This is a genomic window from Aminobacter sp. MSH1, from assembly GCF_003071665.1.
Lineage (GTDB): Bacteria > Pseudomonadota > Alphaproteobacteria > Rhizobiales > Rhizobiaceae > Aminobacter > Aminobacter niigataensis.
Genome location: NZ_CP026265.1, coordinates 796,708 through 813,352, shown reverse-complemented (window position 1 = coordinate 813,352; position 16,645 = coordinate 796,708). Strand labels below are relative to the sequence as shown.

The 16,645-nt window shown below is 63.0% G+C and carries 16 protein-coding genes and 1 tRNA gene; 6 read left to right on the top strand and 11 right to left on the bottom strand.

Annotated elements, in window-relative coordinates; genetic code table 11:
* Positions 1 to 104: 104 nt before the first annotated feature.
* Complete coding sequence (locus CO731_RS03910) at positions 105 to 884, bottom strand: transporter substrate-binding domain-containing protein (protein WP_108606028.1); 780 nt, start codon at positions 882 to 884, stop codon at positions 105 to 107.
* A 51-nt stretch (positions 885 to 935) separates the two neighbouring features.
* A complete protein-coding gene (locus CO731_RS03905; protein WP_108606027.1) occupies positions 936 to 1,748 on the bottom strand; it encodes an ABC transporter ATP-binding protein in 813 nt (270 codons plus the stop codon).
* Positions 1,749 to 1,984: 236 nt separating this feature from the next.
* Between CO731_RS03905 and CO731_RS03900 the strand changes: the two genes are divergently transcribed.
* Genes CO731_RS03900 through CO731_RS03890 form a run of 3 tightly spaced genes read left to right on the top strand, consistent with a single transcriptional unit; the run spans position 1,985 to position 4,947 of the window.
* A complete protein-coding gene (locus CO731_RS03900; RefSeq protein WP_108606026.1) occupies positions 1,985 to 2,635 on the top strand; it encodes a TetR family transcriptional regulator C-terminal domain-containing protein in 651 nt (216 codons plus the stop codon).
* Complete coding sequence (locus tag CO731_RS03895) at positions 2,632 to 4,206, top strand: 5-guanidino-2-oxopentanoate decarboxylase (protein ID WP_108606025.1); 1,575 nt, start codon at positions 2,632 to 2,634, stop codon at positions 4,204 to 4,206. Before CO731_RS03900 ends, CO731_RS03895 begins: the two co-directional genes overlap by 4 nt.
* A gap of 33 nt (positions 4,207 to 4,239) precedes the next feature.
* On the top strand, positions 4,240 to 4,947 hold the full coding sequence (locus CO731_RS03890) for an SDR family NAD(P)-dependent oxidoreductase (protein WP_108606024.1): 708 nt from the start codon (positions 4,240 to 4,242) through the stop codon (positions 4,945 to 4,947).
* Positions 4,948 to 4,993: 46 nt separating this feature from the next.
* Here CO731_RS03890 and CO731_RS03885 read toward each other — a convergent pair whose 3' ends face one another.
* The 5 genes from CO731_RS03885 to aroA form a co-directional block, all read right to left on the bottom strand.
* Complete coding sequence (locus tag CO731_RS03885) at positions 4,994 to 6,133, bottom strand: alpha/beta fold hydrolase (protein WP_108606023.1); 1,140 nt, start codon at positions 6,131 to 6,133, stop codon at positions 4,994 to 4,996.
* A gap of 243 nt (positions 6,134 to 6,376) precedes the next feature.
* Complete coding sequence (gene rpsA, locus CO731_RS03880; protein WP_108606022.1) at positions 6,377 to 8,074, bottom strand: 30S ribosomal protein S1; 1,698 nt, start codon at positions 8,072 to 8,074, stop codon at positions 6,377 to 6,379.
* A 171-nt stretch (positions 8,075 to 8,245) separates the two neighbouring features.
* Complete coding sequence (cmk, locus tag CO731_RS03875) at positions 8,246 to 8,884, bottom strand: (d)CMP kinase (RefSeq protein WP_108606021.1); 639 nt, start codon at positions 8,882 to 8,884, stop codon at positions 8,246 to 8,248.
* A 19-nt stretch (positions 8,885 to 8,903) separates the two neighbouring features.
* Positions 8,904 to 9,605, bottom strand: coding sequence for an SDR family oxidoreductase (locus CO731_RS03870; RefSeq protein ID WP_108606020.1), 702 nt, complete (start codon positions 9,603 to 9,605; stop codon positions 8,904 to 8,906).
* Between the two features lie 29 nt (positions 9,606 to 9,634).
* Positions 9,635 to 10,987: a 3-phosphoshikimate 1-carboxyvinyltransferase gene (gene aroA / locus CO731_RS03865; protein WP_108606019.1), complete on the bottom strand. Its 1,353-nt coding sequence runs from the start codon at positions 10,985 to 10,987 to the stop codon at positions 9,635 to 9,637.
* Positions 10,988 to 11,162: 175 nt separating this feature from the next.
* Here aroA and CO731_RS03860 point away from each other — a divergent pair, with 175 nt between their 5' ends.
* Both CO731_RS03860 and CO731_RS03855 read left to right on the top strand, forming a co-directional pair.
* Positions 11,163 to 11,555 (top strand): TIGR02300 family protein, encoded by a 393-nt coding sequence (locus CO731_RS03860; protein ID WP_108606018.1) that lies wholly within the window; start codon positions 11,163 to 11,165, stop codon positions 11,553 to 11,555.
* Between the two features lie 145 nt (positions 11,556 to 11,700).
* Positions 11,701 to 11,776 (top strand) — tRNA-Ala (locus tag CO731_RS03855).
* Between the two features lie 213 nt (positions 11,777 to 11,989).
* Here CO731_RS03855 and CO731_RS29575 read toward each other — a convergent pair.
* The gene (locus CO731_RS29575; RefSeq protein WP_108606017.1) at positions 11,990 to 12,427 is read right to left on the bottom strand and encodes a MucR family transcriptional regulator; all 438 of its coding nucleotides are present in this window, start codon (positions 12,425 to 12,427) and stop codon (positions 11,990 to 11,992) included.
* Positions 12,428 to 12,814: 387 nt separating this feature from the next.
* On the opposite strand from CO731_RS29575, the gene CO731_RS29150 reads away from it, so the two are divergent.
* Complete coding sequence (locus CO731_RS29150) at positions 12,815 to 13,015, top strand: hypothetical protein (protein ID WP_159097859.1); 201 nt, start codon at positions 12,815 to 12,817, stop codon at positions 13,013 to 13,015.
* 67 nt (positions 13,016 to 13,082) lie between these two features.
* Here the strand turns inward: CO731_RS29150 and CO731_RS03840 are convergent, their stop codons facing one another.
* The 3 genes from CO731_RS03840 to CO731_RS03830 are packed head-to-tail and all read right to left on the bottom strand — an operon-like array spanning position 13,083 to position 15,834.
* On the bottom strand, positions 13,083 to 14,807 hold the full coding sequence (locus CO731_RS03840; RefSeq protein ID WP_108606015.1) for a recombinase family protein: 1,725 nt from the start codon (positions 14,805 to 14,807) through the stop codon (positions 13,083 to 13,085).
* Complete coding sequence (locus tag CO731_RS03835; RefSeq protein ID WP_108609612.1) at positions 14,804 to 15,403, bottom strand: DUF2924 domain-containing protein; 600 nt, start codon at positions 15,401 to 15,403, stop codon at positions 14,804 to 14,806. Before CO731_RS03835 ends, CO731_RS03840 begins: the two co-directional genes overlap by 4 nt.
* Positions 15,404 to 15,408: 5 nt before the next feature.
* Positions 15,409 to 15,834 carry a DUF3489 domain-containing protein gene (locus tag CO731_RS03830; RefSeq protein ID WP_108606014.1) on the bottom strand — a complete coding sequence of 142 codons (426 nt, stop codon included), beginning with the start codon at positions 15,832 to 15,834 and terminating at the stop codon, positions 15,409 to 15,411.
* Positions 15,835 to 16,645: the final 811 nt, after the last annotated feature.

Genomic DNA, 16,645 nt, shown 5'->3' with positions numbered 1-16,645 from the left:
AGGAAAAGGACCCCCACCCTTTATCCCTCCCCACAAGGGGGAGGGTGGGCGTCGGCGTCGCGACTGATCCGGTGCTGGCGCAAGGCCGGATCTGCACGCCCCCCTCACTTGCCGTAGATGTCGAAGTCGAAATATTTCTTGGCGATCTCGGCGTATTTGCCGCTGTCACGCAGCGACTTGATGGCGGCATTGAATTTGTCCTTGAGCTCCGTGTCGCCTTGGCGTAGGCCGACGCCGACGCCCGGCCCGAGGATTTCGACGTCTTCGGCGACATCGCCCTTCATGTCGCAGCAGGCCTTGCCCGCATCGGTGGCGAGGAATGTGGCGAGCGAAAGAGAATCCGCCTGCACCGCGTCGACACGGCCGGCTGCAAGGTCGGCCTGGGCCTCGTCCTGGGTCTGGTAGATCTTGATCTCCGAGGCGCTGTCGGCGAAGTGCTTCTTGGCGTAGGCCTCGTGCACCGTCGACACCTGCACGCCGATGATCTTGCCCTTGAGGCCCTCGGGCGTGGCATCGAACTTGACGTCCTTGGAGCCGATGATGCCGGCCGGGGTGTTGTAATACTTGTCCGAGAAATCGATCGACTTCTTGCGCTCGTCGGTGATCGACATCGAGTTGATGATGGCGTCGATCTTCTTGGAGTTGAGCGCCGGGATCAGGCCGTCCCAGGCGGTCATCGTGACCTCGCATTGCAGCATCGCCTCGGCGCAAAGGGCGTCGATCATCTCCATTTCCCAGCCGCCCCATTTGCCCGAAGCGTCGGGTGAGGCGAAGGGCGGGTAGGGTTCGGGTGCCATGCCGACCTTGATCGCCTGGGCGCCGGCGCTTCCCGCGCTCAAGCCAAGGACCAGTGCCAAGGCCGCAGTTGCAAGCAGTGCTTTCATGCTGTCTCTCCCGTTTGTCGTTGTTCTTGATGTTCCCGTATTTCGTCCAGGCTAGCCGATGTTGCGGATGAACTGCTTGAGCCGCTCCGATCTCGGCGCCCCGAAAAGCTGTTCCGGCGGGCCTTCCTCCTCGACCACGCCGTTCCAGAGATAGATCACATGGGTTGCCACCTCGCGGGCGAACTTCATCTCGTGGGTGACCAGGACCATGGTGCGACCTTCGCGGGCGAGATCGCCGATCACCTTCAGCACCTCGCCGACCAACTCGGGATCGAGCGCCGAGGTCGGTTCGTCGAACAGCATGACGCGCGGCTGGACAGCGAGCGCACGGGCAATCGCGGCGCGCTGCTGCTGGCCGCCCGAGAGATAGGCCGGGTAGACGTCGCGCTTTTCGGCAAGGCCGACGCGCGCCAGCAGCCGCTCGGCCTCGGCGATGGCGTCTGCGCGCTTGATGCCCAGAACATGCACCGGCACCTCGATGACGTTTTCCAGCAGCGTCATGTGGCTCCACAGGTTGAAGCTCTGGAACACCATGCCGAGGCGCGAGCGGATGCGCTCGATCTGGCGCCGGTCAGCCGGGACGCTGTCGCCCAGGCTGTTGGGTTTGAGGCGGATCTCCTCGCCATTGACGCGGATGATGCCGCTGGTCGGATTTTCCAGGCAGTTGATGCAGCGCAGCAGCGTCGACTTGCCCGATCCAGAGCCGCCTATGATCGCCACCACCTCGCCGTCGCGGGCCGACAGCGACACGCCCTTCAGCACATGCAACTGGCCGAACTTCTTGTGCAGGTTCTCGACATGGATGGCTTCGGCGGCTTGGCCGTCTGATCGTGCAGGGTGCTGGGCTGCATGACCCGCAGCCATCAGTGATGGCTCCGGCGCGTGAACGTCTTCCCGTCAGCTTGCATCAGGCTGCTCATGGTCGCGTCGCGATGTTCCCCTGGGCGGTGAGGATGGACCTTTCCGCCTCGCGGCGTCAACGGCACCATTTCCCGCTTCTTTTATGCTTCCATTACGGCACTTGCGACGTTGTTATGCAAGTGTATAAATATTGCCGAGGCCGGTTTCGGCCAATTTTTCCAGACGAAGCGAAGGTGGACATGGCAGTCGCCGCGCGGAGAAAATTCCGCCGAGAAGGCGAGGAGCGCCGTCGGCAGGACCTGATCGAGGCCACCCTCGACTGCGTCGCCGAGCACGGGCTGCAGGGCGCGACGGTCAGGGCCATCGCGCTGCGCGCCGGCGTCACCGCTGGGCTGATCCGCCACTATTTCCCTGGCAAGGAAGAGCTTTTGCAGGCGGCCTATGCCGCCGTCATGGGACGCATGACGGACCTCGCCAAGACAGCGCTGGCGACCGTCGAGCAGGAGCCCGGGCGGCGGCTTGCGGCCTTTGTCGCGGCGAACCTCGCGCCGCCGGTGGTCGATGGGCGCAGCTTCTCGCTCTGGGCCAGTTTCATCGGCCGGGCAAGCAGCGATCCGGCGCTGGGGGCGGCCCACCGGGCCGGCTATCTCGGTTTCCGCGACGAAGTCGAGGCGCTGGTCGCCGAGGTTTTTTCCGACGCCGGCCGGCAGGCGAGCTCGTCGGAATTGCGCCGCCTGGCCATCGCCATCAACGCCATCATCGACGGGCTTTGGGTCGAGGGCTGCCTTGCCGGCGACATGTTCGAGGCAGGCGAACTGGCCGAGATCGGCATCGGCTCGGTGGAAGCGATGCTCGGCCTGGGATTGCGCGGCGAAAGGGAGGTGGCATGACGACGATCGGCGAGGCTCTTATCGACCTGCTCGAAGCGCATGGCGTCGATACCGTGTTCGGCATCCCCGGCGTGCATACGATCGAGCTCTATCGCGGGCTGGCGCGATCGAATATCCGCCACGTCACGCCGCGCCACGAGCAGGGCGCCGGCTTCATGGCCGACGGCTATGCCCGCGCCTCTGGCCGGCCGGGGGTGGCCTTCGTCATCACCGGGCCGGGGCTCACCAACACCATCACTGCCATGGCCCAGGCGCGCGCCGATTCGGTGCCGATGCTGGTGATCTCGGGCGTCAACGCACAGCCCACGCTGGGCAAGGGCCTGGGCTACCTGCACGAATTGCCCGACCAGCGCGGCATGATGGAGAAGGTGGCGCTGTCGTCGCGGCGGGTGACCGAGGCAGCCGAACTGCCCGGCGCGATTGCCAGGGCCTTCGAGATGTTCGCAACGCGGCGGCCGGGGCCGGTGCATATCGAGGTTCCGCTCGATGCCATGGGCAAGCCGGCAGATGGGCTGAAGCCATTGCCGAAGCGCGCGGCTGCGCCTGCTCCGGGCGAACGCGCGCTTGCCGAAGCAAGGCCCTTGGTCAGCGCGACGAAACGGCCGCTGATCCTCGCCGGCGGCGGGGCGCGACGGGCCGAGGCTGAACTCAGGGCCCTGGCGGAAAAACTCGACGCGCCGGTCGTCACCACAGCCAACGGACGTGGCCTGATGCACGGCCATGGACTCGGCGTGCCGGCGAGCCCCAGCCTCAAGGCGGTACGGTCGCTGATGGCGGATGCCGATCTGGTGATCGCCGTCGGCACCGAGTTCGGGCCGACCGACTACGACATGTATGGCGACGGCGGCTTCATGCTGCCGAAGAGCCTGATCCGCATCGACATCGACGAGATGCAGCTTGGCCGGCGCCCGGCGGCGGTTTCGATCCTGGCCGATGCGGGCGCGGCACTTGCGAGGCTGGGTGCCGATGTTGGCGAAGCGCGCCAGGCCGGCGGCGCAGCGCGCGCCAAGACGGCGCGGGAGCGCGCCTGGGCGGAAATCGGCCCGGCGATGCAGGCGCAGGTTCGAGCGGTGGAGGCGATACGCGACGCCCTGCCGGGCGCGATCATCGTCGGCGATTCGACCCAGCCGGTCTATGCCGCCAATCTTTACTATGACCACGACCGGCCGGGCGGCTGGTTCAATGCGGCGACGGGCTACGGTGCGCTTGGCTTCGGCCCGCCGGCGGCGATCGGCGCGGCGCTGGCCGTACCGGATGCGCCGGTGGTCTGCCTCAGTGGCGACGGCGGTTTTCAGTTCACCTTGCCGGAACTGGGGGCGGCGCTGGATGCGAATGCCCCTGTCATCTTCGTCGTCTGGAACAATCGCGGCTATCGCGAGATCGAGACCTCGATGCTCGATGCCGGCGTCGAGCCAGTCGGTGTGTCGCCGGTGCCGCCGGACTTCCTTTTGATCGCCCAGGCCTATGGTCTTCAGGCGGAGCGCCTGCGGGATGTTGGCGCACTCGGCAGCGCATTGAAAAAGGCGCGCTCGACGGGAAAACCCTGTCTGATAGAAATCACCGTCGAATAGGCCGCGCTTGGCGGTCCATCGCGGGAGTTGAGCATGACGAAGAGTTTCGAAGGCAGGCATGTCGTTGTTACCGGCGCCACCGGTGCGCTGGGCGCGGCGGTAGCCAGGCACCTGCTTGGCGAAGGCGCCATCTGCCATTTGCCGATCAGCCGGCCGAAGGCGCCTGACGGTTTCGAATTCGCCGGCAAGGATCGTGTCCACATCGCCACCGGCGTGGACCTGACGGACGCACAGGCCGTCGATGCCTTCTACGACGCCATTCCCGGTCTCTGGGCCTCGATTCATTCGGCTGGCGGCTTCGACATGGGCGCGGTCGAGGCCGTCGATTCCGACCAGTTCGGCCGGATGATGGACCTCAACGCAAAGACCGCATTTCTCTGCTGCCGTGCAGCGGCCCGCTCGATGCTTGCAGGCAAGGCCGGCGGCCGCATCGTCAACGTTTCCGCACGCGCCGGCATCGAGCCGCGCAAGGGCGGTGGCATGGCAGCCTATGCGGCGAGCAAGGCGGCCGTGGCGGCGCTGACCGTTGCGCTGGCGGAGGAACTGAAGGGCGCGGACATCCTGGTCAATGCCGTGGCGCCGTCGACCCTCGACACGCAGGCCAACCGCGATGCCATGCCCAAGGCGGATTTCGGCAAATGGGTCAGCCTCGAAGCAGCAGCGGCCGCGATTGCGCAGCTTGCTTCTCCAGCCAATCTGGTCACCAGCGGCACGGTGGCCGCGATCTACGGCCGAGCATAGGGCTCGCGGCCGTCCCTGATCGAGATCGCTGTCGACTTGTCGCGGGCTAGCGCGTCAGGCCGCCATTCGGCACGCCCAGCAATCTGGCCGGCAGGTAGATGACCAGCGAGGCGGCGCCCTGGATGACCGAAGTGCCGTCGGCAAGGATGGTTTCGGCCGGCGCGCCTTCGCCCCTGTCGGTGATGTCGTTGGTCAGTCCGCCTTTTGCCATCAACGCCATCAGCGTCGGTGAACTGGCGAAGACGCCATGGCTGCCGCCGTCGAGGTTGGATGTGTCGAGCACTGTGATGTTTTCCGCCTGCAGGGCTGCGACATCGGCGCCGGAACCGACGCGCGGGTGGCCGCCGGTCAACCCGCCCGACAGGTTCAGCGCCTTGTCGCGCGTCGACACCAGGATCATGAACGGGTTCGGCAGCTTGTCGATGTCGCGCAACTGGCTCTGGAAGACGTCGATGTCGATGTCCGGTGCCGCAAGCACGAGATCGTTGATGCGGCTGATGTACTTGTCGCGGCCGCTCAGCGACAGGCTGCGCAGCGCCTCCATGACCACATAGCTGCCCATCGAGTGGCCGACGAGCACAACGCGCTTGGCCTGGCTGCGCGCGGCGATCTCGATGGTGTCCGCAAGGCCGTCGCGGCTGTAGGCGGCGCTGTCACGGTCATAGACGTAGAGCGGCAAAGACCCGCCCGACGGCCAGGCATAGTGCAGTGCCACCGCCTTGATCTTGTAGTCGTGGACGATCTGGGCATTGCGGAAGATGCTGTCGGCGAAGTTGTTGTTGTAGCCGTGAACGAAGATGAAGACCTCGCGCTCTTCCGGCGGGCGCCGCATCAGGTCGGCGTCGAGGGCAGCCACGAACTGCGCCTTCTCGTCGAAGGGCTGGAACGAGCGGGCGACGAAGTTGCGCACCGGACTGGGCGCGCGGCTGGCGCTTTCGACCTCTCCGGCAACATGGGTTGCTGGAATGCCGATCTCGAACTTTGCAAAATTGAGCGCCTTAGCGCGTTCCGCCGAATAGGGCAGCGATAGATTGTCCGAGCGTGCCCGCATGGTCGAGACATAGATCGGCACGACAGCTGCCGATTCGCCTTCCTTGCCGTCGCCGAGACCAAGCACGGCGCGCCCGCCGCAACCTGACAGGACCACGAGCACGAGAAAGAAGGTCAGAAAACGCAACTTGATCATTGCCGGGCTCGGGACGCGGGACAGGGCTTGGCGGACTTAAGAGCAGCAAATCCTGGCCGCGGCAACCGCGGAGGTACCGAACGCAGGCTGCCCGGAAGCATTCGGATGGGCCGTGAAGCATTCCGGCATCACTTGCGCCTGTTCGCGCCGTCGCACGTGAACTTCATGCGCCCTCGGCCAAGAAAAAAACCCCGCCGGATCGCTCCGGCGGGGTTTTTCAGTTCACGACAATGAGCGAATGGCTCAGTTGCCGCGGTTCTTCAGGGCTGCGCCCAGGATGTCGCCGAGCGAAGCGCCGGAGTCGGTCGAGCCGTACTGAGCGACTGCTTCCTTCTCTTCGGCGATTTCCAGCGCCTTGATCGAGACCTGCAGCTTGCGGGTCTTCTTGTCGAAGGCGATGATGCGGGCGTCAACCTTCTGGCCGACGACGAAGCGCTCGGGGCGCTGTTCGTCACGGTCGCGCGACAGGTCCGAACGCTTGATGAAGGTCTCGATGCCGCTCTCGACGAGACGGACTTCGAGGCCACCATCCTTGATGCCGGTGACTTCGCAGGTGACGACGGCGTTCTTGCGCAGTTCGCCCGAGGTCGCGGCTTCGACGACGGTGTCACGGCCGAGCTGCTTGATGCCGAGCGAGATGCGTTCCTTGTCGATGTCGACGTCGAGGACCTGAGCCTTGACCATGTCGCCACGGTTGTACTCTTCGATGACCTGCTCGCCCGGACGGTTCCAGTCGAGGTCGGACAGGTGCACCATGCCGTCGACGTCGCCGTCGAGGCCGATGAACAGGCCGAATTCGGTCTTGTTCTTGACTTCGCCTTCGACTTCACTGCCGGCCGGGTGGTTACGGGCGAAAGCTTCCCACGGGTTCTCGAGCGTCTGCTTGAGGCCGAGCGAGATGCGGCGCTTGGCCGGATCGACCTCGAGCACGACAACGTCGACCTGCTGGGTGGTCGACAGGATCTTGCCGGGGTGCACGTTCTTCTTGGTCCACGACATTTCCGAAACGTGGATGAGGCCTTCGATGCCCGGCTCGAGCTCGACGAACGCACCGTAGTCGGTGATGTTCGTGACGGTGCCGGTGATCTTCTTGCCGATCGGGAACTTGGTGCCGATGTCGGACCACGGATCGCTCTCGAGCTGCTTCATGCCGAGCGAGATGCGGTGGGTTTCCTGGTTGATGCGGATGATCTGCACCTTGACCGACTGACCGATGTTGAGGATTTCGGTCGGGTGGTTGACGCGGCGCCAGGCCATGTCGGTGACATGCAGCAGGCCGTCGATGCCGCCGAGGTCGACGAACGCACCGTAATCGGTGATGTTCTTGACCACGCCTTCGACAACCTGGCCCTCTTCGAGGTTCTGCACGATTTCCGAACGCTGCTCGGCGCGGCTCTCTTCGAGAACGGTGCGGCGCGAAACGACGATGTTGCCGCGACGGCGATCCATCTTGAGGATCTCGAAGGGCTGCGGGTTGTGCATGAGCGGGGTGACGTCGCGGATCGGACGGATGTCGACCTGCGAACGCGGCAGGAAGGCAACGGCGCCGTCGAGATCGACGGTGAAGCCACCCTTGACCTGGTTGAAGATGACGCCTTCGACGCGCTCACCCTTGGTGAACTTCTCTTCGAGCTTGACCCAGCTCTCTTCGCGGCGGGCCTTGTCGCGCGACAGCATGGCTTCGCCAAGCGCGTTTTCGATGCGCTCGACATAGACCTCGACGGTGTCGCCGACCTTGAGCTGGCCGTCCTTGGCCTTGGCGCCGAATTCCTTCAGCGGCACGCGGCCCTCGACCTTCAGGCCGACGTCGATGATGGCCATGTCTTTTTCGATGGCCGTGACGATACCCTTGACGACCTGGCCTTCGCCCGAATGACCGTCCGAGAAGGACTCTTCGAGCAGGCTCGCGAAATCGTCGCGGGAGGGATTAGCTTGTGACATTGGATCTCCTGGTGCGTCCCGGCTTGCGGGAGCGGCGCCGTGGGTTAGCGTTGCGTTGGCCTGCCAACATCCCGGGCAAAAAGCCCTTGGCCGCCCAAAGCGGCAAATCGGCGCAAGAAGAATGCGGACAGGTCGGTTAAGTGGCGAAACCCTGAGGCTTCAGCCGTGCCTTCAACTTCCGAGGACTTGATCGACGATATCCCTGGCTGCGGAAAACGCGGCTTCTATATCCATTTCTGACGTATCGAGCAAGTGCGCGTCGTCGGCGGGCCTGAGCGGGGAGTCGGCCCGGCCGGTGTCGCGCTCGTCGCGGCGCACGATATCGGCCAAAATGCCGGCGAAATCGGCGCTGCCGCCGTTGGCTTCGATCTCGGACAGGCGCCGCTGGGCCCGCACCTCCGCGCTGGCCGTAACGTAGAGCTTCACGTCGGCGTCGGGGCAGACGACGGTGCCGATGTCGCGGCCGTCGAGCACCGCCCCTTGCGGTATGCGCGCGAACTGGCGCTGCTTCTCGACCAGGATCTTCCGCACCTCGGGAATGACCGCCACCTTGGACGCGGCTTCGCCGACGGCATGTGCCGACAGCACCTTGCGGTCGAGATGGCCGAGATCGACAAGCTTCGCCGCTTCGATGGCGTGCGCGACATCGTCGAGCGGCCAGCCCTTCTCGATCAGCGTGTGCGCGACGGCGCGGTAGGTCAGCCCGGTGTCGAGCAAGGCGAGGTGGTAGTAATCTGCCAGGCGCCGCGCGAGCGTGCCCTTGCCCGCGCCTGCGGGGCCGTCGATGGCGATGGTGATGGAGTTAGGCATCGTTCACGCGGGTCCCTCGTCAGATGCTGCGCATCAAACCGCCGTCGACCCGCAGGTTCTGGCCCGTGATGTAGGCGGCACCCTCCGAGGCCAGGAAGGCGATCGTCGCGGCGATCTCTTCGGACGTGCCGTAGCGCTGCATCGGCACGCCGTCGCGGCGCTCGTCGGTCTGCGGCAGGCTGTCGATCCAGCCCGGCAGCACGTTGTTCATGCGGACATTGTGCGGGGCGTACTGATCGGCGAAGAGTTTGGTGTAGGCGGCAAGACCCGCGCGTGCCACGGCGGACGTGGGGAACATCGCCGCGGGTTCGCTCACCCAGGCGGTCGAGATGTTGACGATGGCGCCGCCCTTCTGTTCAACCATGATCGGCGCGACAAACCGCGTCGCGCGCACGACATTCAGGAAATAGACGTCGATGCCGGTGTGCCACTGCTCGTCGGTGATCTCCAAGAGCGGCGCGCGCGGTCCGTGGCCGGCACCGTTGACTAGCGCGTCGATGCGGCCCCACTTGTCCATGGTCAGGTCGACGAAGCGCTTGAGGTCGTCGTTCGACTGGTTGGACCCGGTGAAGCCGAGCCCGCCCAGCTCCTTGGCCAGCGCCTCGCCCTTGCCCGACGAGGACAGGACGGCGACGGCATAGCCGTCGGCTGCCATCTTGCGCGCCGCCGCAGCCCCCATGCCGCTGCCGCCGCCGACGATCATCGCTACTTTGTTGGTCATAAGCTCGCTCCTCGGTTACGTTGCCGGCGTCAAGCGGCGGTCTGGTCGATCTCGGCTCCCAGATCTGCCATCAGTCCCATGAATTCCGGGAAGCTGGTCGCGATCATCGCCTGGTCGTCGACGGTGACGGGCTTTTCGGAAGCAAGGCCCATGACCAGGAAGCTCATGGCGATGCGGTGGTCGAGATGGGTCTTGACCGTGCCGCCGCCGAGACCCTTGCCGCCGGGAACGCCACGGACGGAAAGCGTGGTCTCGCCTTCGGTGCAGTCGGCGCCATTGGCTTCGAGGCCGCGGGCAACGGCGGCCAGCCTGTCGGATTCCTTGACGCGGAGTTCTTCCAGGCCCTGCATCAGGGTTTCGCCCTCGGCAAAGCAGGCCGCGACCGCCAGCACCGGATATTCGTCGATCATCGACGGCGCCCGCTCGGCCGGGACCTTGACGCCCTTGAGTTCGGAGCCGCGCACGCGCAGGTCGGCCACATCCTCGCCGCCGGCATTGCGCGGGTTGAGGATGTCGATCTTGCCGCCCATTTCGATCAGCGTGGTGATCAGGCCGGTACGCGTCGGGTTCATCAGCACGTTTTCGATGGTGATGTCGGAGCCTGGCACGATCAGTGCTGCGACCAGCGGGAAGCCGGCCGAGGACGGATCGCCCGGCACGGCGATGACCTGGCCGATCAACTTGCCCTGGCCTTCGATGAAGATGTGGCGCACGCCCTGCTCGTCGGTCTCGACCTCGATGTTGGCGCCGAAGCCCTTCAGCATCTTTTCGGTGTGGTCGCGGGTCATCACCGGCTCGATGACGGTGGTGATTCCCGGCGTGTTGAGGGCGGCGAGCAGCACCGCCGACTTCACCTGCGCCGAGGCCATTGGCACGCGGTAGGTGATGGGGGCGGCCTGGCGCGGGCCGCGCAGCGTCAGCGGCATGCGGTCGCCGGGCGCGGCGTCGATGACCTGCACGCCCATCTGGCGCAGCGGATCGAGCACGCGGCCCATCGGCCTGCCCGACAGCGAGGCGTCGCCGATGAAGGTGGTTTCCATGTCATAGGTTCCGACCAGGCCCATGGTCAGGCGCGAGCCGGTGCCGGCGTTGCCGAAATCGAGCGGCGCTTCGGCCTGCAGCAGGGCACCGTTGCCGGTACCGGTGATGATCCATTCCGCGCCGCGCCTGTCGATATGCGCGCCCATCGCCTTCATGGCGTCGCCGGTGCGCATCACGTCTTCGCCCTCGAGCAGGCCGGTGATGCGGGTTTCGCCCGATGCGAGGCCGCCGAACATGAAGGAGCGGTGCGAAATCGACTTGTCGCCCGGGATGCGGGCGGTTCCAGACAGCGATTTTGACTTCCGGGCGACGGCCGGCTGTGGCACAGCTTGATGCGACATGGTGGTTCCTCGTGCGGGATGGCCCAGGAAAACGGGCTTTTCCCAATGATTGCGGCGGTGTCGTAGCATCGATTGCGGTAACGGTCATCCCCCATCGCCCCCGCTCGGGGATTTGGCTTTGACAGCGCCACCAACTGCGGCTAAGGGGACGAAAATCTAGAAAACGAGGCCTGACGTGGCAAAATCCGAGCTTGGCACAAAGCGTATCGACCCGGAGACGGGTCGCAAATTCTATGACCTGAACAAGGACCCGATCGTTTCGCCGTACACCGGCAGGGCCTATCCGCGCTCCTACTTCGACGACGGCAAGGCTTCGGCCATCCTGGAAGAGGAAGAGGAAGTCGAAGCCAAGGAGCTCGACCCTGAAGAGGAAGGCGCGGAAGTCGTGTCCCTGGAGGACGCCGACGACGAGGCCAAGGGCGGTGGCGACGATCTGCCGGATCTCGACGACGACGACGATGTCGACCTGGGCGACGACGATGACGATACCTTCCTCGCCGACGAGGAAGAGGAAGACGACGACGTCTCCGACATGATCGGCGTCGGCGACGACGACGACGAGATCTGACACGCCTTTTCGGGAAACCGAAAAAAGGTTTCGATCAAGGCTTGCCAATGGTCGAATGCGGCGCTAGAAGCCGCCAACAAATGCGGCGCGGACGAAAAATTCGCGCCGACTTTCGCCGGAAACGGCGCCGGCTTATGCCGGGTGTGGGGCCATAGCTCAGCTGGGAGAGCGCCTGCATGGCATGCAGGAGGTCAGCGGTTCGATCCCGCTTGGCTCCACCATTCAGTCTTCCACAAACCTGACGGTCTTAGATGCCTCGGAATAGTCTCGTCATTTCCGTGGGTTAGCGAACGATATCCGCCCCTGGGTGGTCCTGAGACCGGGCATTTGGCCGAATTTGTCCCGGTTTCGGCAGAGCGTCTCAGTGCGGCCGTTGCCGTGTCCACTTGTTTTTCAATGTGATGGTTGCTGCATCGCTGAGATGTAGCCGATTTCTACCGGTTCAGAGGACTCCGCCGGCTTAAGGAGGCCAGTGCCAGGCGTACTTGCCCAATAAGCGTGGGTAGCTCAGACCGAGGAACAGCGTTTCTCGCTACATAGGCTGCCACAACGTCCGTAGCTAGATTTAGTATGTGATCGACTGGCTTCGCCCTTTTTGCAGGTCGGGGGAGGTGCGCATGTGCCGTCTTTTCGTCGGTCGGAACTTCTATGGAAATTGCGACAGGGGTAGGAGGTGGAACAGCCGTCCTCAACTCTTCAGAAAACGGTGCGTCCTGCGCCGCGACTTGCTGAAGAGACTTTGTGCTTGACGCGCCGTCATGCGGACCATCGGCAAACGCCTTAAGATGGCTCTCTCCCCAGATCGACCCCTCGAGCTTCTTCGCGCCCCGACGGTTCTTTATCTCGACGACAAACGGCTTGGAGGATTTCATGTTGCTTCGACAATTTGAGTTGGGGCTTAGGCAGCATCGCAAGGCAATAGCCACTTTGCCGCTTTAGCGTGAACCGCGCCATCGTGATTTGGATCTTAACATCGTCGATCGGGGCTGCTGCGAGGGGGCGAATGACTGCGGATCTGCGGATGAGCTCATGAAGTTGGCGCACTGGAATGGACCTTGCGCAGCGATCTGCTTGGTTGGTAACGTTGGTCCTTCAGGAGCGCTTTTCGATGGCCGCTTCGTGGTTCACAATCAGAAAAAACATCGATGTTGCCCACTTCAAAATGTAATATACACACCTGTCATTACACGCAACCGACGAACATTTCGATGCAACGATTCACACGCCTTGATCTCCACGCTCTTGTTTGGTCCAAGCCAATGACTGAGGTTGCAAGGCAGTATGGGTTGAATGCCTTGCGTCTCGCCAAAGCTTGCGACACGCATGATATCGCTCGTCCCCCAGCCGGCTACTGGCAGAAGCTTGAACATGGGAAACGTGTGGAAATGCGCGCGTTGGAAAGTGATAGGTTCAAGCCGGAAGACGTTGTCACCGTTCCGAAGGCCAGCATTCAGACCTAAGCGGGCAGTCACCCCGGTATCTTCACTACGATGCCGATCTCTATCGATGACATGATGGTCCTAAGGATCATTGGATGCCGAGGGCGTGCGCCTGATCCGACCAAGCCGGTGGTATGTCAACCAGCCGAGTCAGAGCTCGGGCGCTGAGATTGGCTGGCTGGCGTCCGGAGAGAATGGCATCGAGAATGGATGGTGACAGGAAGGCAAGCGGCAACAGGCGGCTGATGTCCGCCCGATGCACACCGATCTTTCCGGCAAGTTCGGCGATGCTGTCTGCGCCACCACTGGTAAGGCGCTCAAGATAGAAATGGGCACGAGCGATCAGATCGACCAGCGTCTGATCCGGTTCGCGATCGTGGCGGGAGGCACCCTCAATCACAAGACGCGCCTCGACGCCTCGGCGCTTGATAGTGAGCTGTCGATGGATTGTGATGGTTGCCCCATCGGATTGTGCTCCGCTGCCGATTGGTTGTTCTTTGGCGCAATGTTCGATCCCACCCGGTTGTAGCAGCTGATCGATGAGTGTCGCTGGCTTGACCTCGAAGGATATGGATTCTGAGGAAAGCACAATCCGTGCAAAGGCGGTCGAGAGCAACCCGATGCGCAGCTGCAGCCGATCTGCGGCGTCACCACACAATTGTCGTGCCACGCTGAGGACGGGCATGACATTTGCAGGCGATCTGATGCTACAAACCCAGTCGGTGATGGTTGCTTCATCGGCAAGCAGGGCCTTGAACTCAGCATCGACCAGACGCTCGATCTCGGTGGCCGGGACGCGCCATCCGCCATCGTCTTTTGAGCGGGCAACCTTGAGCCGGTTGGAGATGTAGTAACGATAGCGTTTGCCGCCTTTGGTGGCATGGGTCGGGCTTAGCCGATCCCCCGCCTCATCAAACAGGATGCCGGTGAGCAGATGGGTGTCAGCGGTGTCACTGGTGCCTCTTCTGCGTTGTGCCTGATTGACGAGCAGGCTTTGGACATCCGCGAACGTCTGGCAATCGATGATTGGCTTGTGCTCACCGTCGAAGTATCGCTGGTGGTGCCGGAGCTTGCCGATAAAGACTTGGTTGGAGAGCAGGTAATACAGCTTGCCGCGGGTAAAGCGGCGGCTCTGGCGCGGCAGCGGCTGGTCGTCGGTTCCGCGGCAATCACGCGCTATCTGGCTATTGATTTCCTCGGAGAGAAGCAGGACGGATCTAACTTCAAGGTAACGCTTGAACAGATGGCGGACGGTCTCCGCTTCGGCGTCATGGATGAGCAGCTTTCGGTCCACGACCTGATAGCCGAGCGGCACATGCCCACCCATCCACATGCCCTTCTTCTTGGAAGCTGCGATCTTGTCGCGGATACGCTCGGCAGTGACCTCACGTTCGAACTGGGCGAAGGACAAAAGCACGTTGAGCGTCAACCGTCCCATCGAGGTGGTGGTGTTGAACTGCTGAGTAACCGACACGAAGGAGACGTTGCTGGCGTCAAAGACCTCGACAATCTTGGAAAAGTCCATCAGCGAGCGGGTCAGACGGTCGATCTTGTAAACGACCACCACATCGACCTTGCGGTCGCGAATATCCTGCAGCAGCCGCTGCAGCGCAGGTCGCTCCATGGTGCCGCCAGAGATGCCGCCGTCGTCATACTGGTTGGCCACGAGTTTCCAGCCCAGGCCCACCTGTGAGGCGATGAAGGCAGCACAGGCCTCACGCTGGGCATCAAGCGAGTTGAACTCCTGGTCGAGCCCTTCCTCGGACGACTTGCGCGTGTAGATCGCACAACGGAGAGTTTGCCTGCCGCTCATAGTCCGAAGAACCTCGGGCCGGACCAATGCGCCCCCGTGATCTCGCGGGCGATGGAAGACAGGGAACGATGGTGTCGGCCCTCATAGACAAATCCCTCTTTGGTCACATCGACCACATGGGTCCGACCGTTCCAGTCCCGCAGCAGACGGGCGCCCGCAGCGGGTGAGCGACGGGGTGGAGGCGGAGATGGGAGCGAAGATCGGTGTAGAGTTAAGTCCGCTGCTGATCCGTCAGTAGATTGTGGAGACCCGAGCGGAGAAACGCCGTCAAGGCATGCCACGTCTCCACTTGCGCGATACATGTTTCCGGAGGATGTCGCGGGTGGCTGTGTGGCTTTTGCGAGTTGCGATTGCTGTTGAGTCATCCTGCCATCAGCCCGGCGGACAGCATCCTTCAGCCGTCGCCTCGTATCGGCAGACAATCCACCTAGCCATTTAGCTTGCAGATGCCAGGCTGCCGAGCGGATCAGGAGTTCACGGCGCACGCCTAAGGGCGGTGGGCACCCGTGTTGCTTGTCCCATCTGACAGCGAGCTCCTCGCGGGGGAGACCGCCAAGGTCGGCGATCTCTTTCTCCAGTTTTGCGTCGATCCGCATGGCGATCAGCATGCGACCGTTGTGTCATCGATCCGATAGCGACGAACGCCATCTTTGCCCGCTTCACTGAGCAAGGTCAGGCCGAGCTTTTTCTTCACTGTGCCGGAGAGAAAGCCGCGCACTGAATGAGCTTGCCAACCAGTCACCTCCATCAGCGTCTCCATGGTCGCCCCCTTGGCCAGGCAGAGCTTCTTCAGCACGATGTCTGACTTGGTCTCGGCCGGCCGCTCCTTTTTGTGCTTGCTTTTGGCATCATTAGCCAGCGTAGCGATCTTGCCGCTGGCCTTTGCCTGTTTGCGCCTCGGCTTGGCGTCGGTCACCGGTGCGGCAGTGACGTTGTCCTGCACAGTCGTTTCGTTGGGTTCGGTGTCGGCAAATGCTGCATGGACCGCGGCGGCCCGATTGGAGGCATTTGAGAGGGTGAAGGCCATGATCGTTCTCCGTCAGTTTGCGGCATCGAACCACTCGGTGCCTGTACTGACCGGAGCCCGCACTCGGGCGGGCGGAGAATTCTTTGGGCCGTCGTTCGCCCCCCATATAGTGCGAGGCATTTGGCGGTTTTTACGTCACCAGCAATGCGCGTATGGGGCGACTAGTCAAGCGGTATTCGGGAGTTAACTCCATGCTTCCGCTTCTATTTTTCCTCCTCGGTGCTTTCTGCTTGGTCTCCAAGAGCGGTTCATTGCTTGACTGAATCCGTTGCGGATTGAACGAAGCCGCTGACGCGGCATTTGGTGCGAGGGTTTGCGATGAGGCTACTGTTTTGAAGGATTGCGACTGTTGAAGCGCAATCTTGAGAACAGGCGATGGCCGAGATGATCCGCGAACGCACCCCCGCCCGGTTGGCCTTGGCGCGATCCGAGGGCAGGATCGGCGGCCGCCGCAAAACTCAATCCAAAGAAACGGCTGGAAATTGCCGAGAGCGTCTTGTCCGGACGCAAGTCAGCCGCTGAAATGACGCGGCTCTACGAAGTCAGCCAGCCGACGGTATCGAGAATTATCGCCGAGCACAGACGGAAAGTGGGAAAAGGCCATGCCCAACAGCCATGACCTCAAGGGTCTGATGAATTTGCTCTCCCGAAGATGCACTCGACGACCGGCGACATGGAGTTTGATGATCTGGCCGAGATGCTCGGCGATCATTGGGCAATGACGCTTTGGGGCTGCGCCTTCGAGGATTTCCTCACTTAGGATTTCGACGAGGAGGGCGGCAATATCGTCGACGAGTATCTGAAGTGGCGC

Coding starts and splice junctions, on each gene's coding strand:
- CO731_RS03910 (WP_108606028.1), bottom strand. CDS start 884: ATGAAAGCACTGCTTGCAACTGCGGCCTTGGCACTGGTCCTTGGCTTG.
- CO731_RS03905 (WP_108606027.1), bottom strand. CDS start 1,748: ATGGCTGCGGGTCATGCAGCCCAGCACCCTGCACGATCAGACGGCCAA.
- CO731_RS03900 (WP_108606026.1), top strand. CDS start 1,985: ATGGCAGTCGCCGCGCGGAGAAAATTCCGCCGAGAAGGCGAGGAGCGC.
- CO731_RS03895 (WP_108606025.1), top strand. CDS start 2,632: ATGACGACGATCGGCGAGGCTCTTATCGACCTGCTCGAAGCGCATGGC.
- CO731_RS03890 (WP_108606024.1), top strand. CDS start 4,240: ATGACGAAGAGTTTCGAAGGCAGGCATGTCGTTGTTACCGGCGCCACC.
- CO731_RS03885 (WP_108606023.1), bottom strand. CDS start 6,133: ATGATCAAGTTGCGTTTTCTGACCTTCTTTCTCGTGCTCGTGGTCCTG.
- rpsA (WP_108606022.1), bottom strand. CDS start 8,074: ATGTCACAAGCTAATCCCTCCCGCGACGATTTCGCGAGCCTGCTCGAA.
- cmk (WP_108606021.1), bottom strand. CDS start 8,884: ATGCCTAACTCCATCACCATCGCCATCGACGGCCCCGCAGGCGCGGGC.
- CO731_RS03870 (WP_108606020.1), bottom strand. CDS start 9,605: ATGACCAACAAAGTAGCGATGATCGTCGGCGGCGGCAGCGGCATGGGG.
- aroA (WP_108606019.1), bottom strand. CDS start 10,987: ATGTCGCATCAAGCTGTGCCACAGCCGGCCGTCGCCCGGAAGTCAAAA.
- CO731_RS29575 (WP_108606017.1), bottom strand. CDS start 12,427: ATGAAATCCTCCAAGCCGTTTGTCGTCGAGATAAAGAACCGTCGGGGC.
- CO731_RS29150 (WP_159097859.1), top strand. CDS start 12,815: ATGACTGAGGTTGCAAGGCAGTATGGGTTGAATGCCTTGCGTCTCGCC.
- CO731_RS03840 (WP_108606015.1), bottom strand. CDS start 14,807: ATGAGCGGCAGGCAAACTCTCCGTTGTGCGATCTACACGCGCAAGTCG.
- CO731_RS03835 (WP_108609612.1), bottom strand. CDS start 15,403: ATGCGGATCGACGCAAAACTGGAGAAAGAGATCGCCGACCTTGGCGGT.
- CO731_RS03830 (WP_108606014.1), bottom strand. CDS start 15,834: ATGGCCTTCACCCTCTCAAATGCCTCCAATCGGGCCGCCGCGGTCCAT.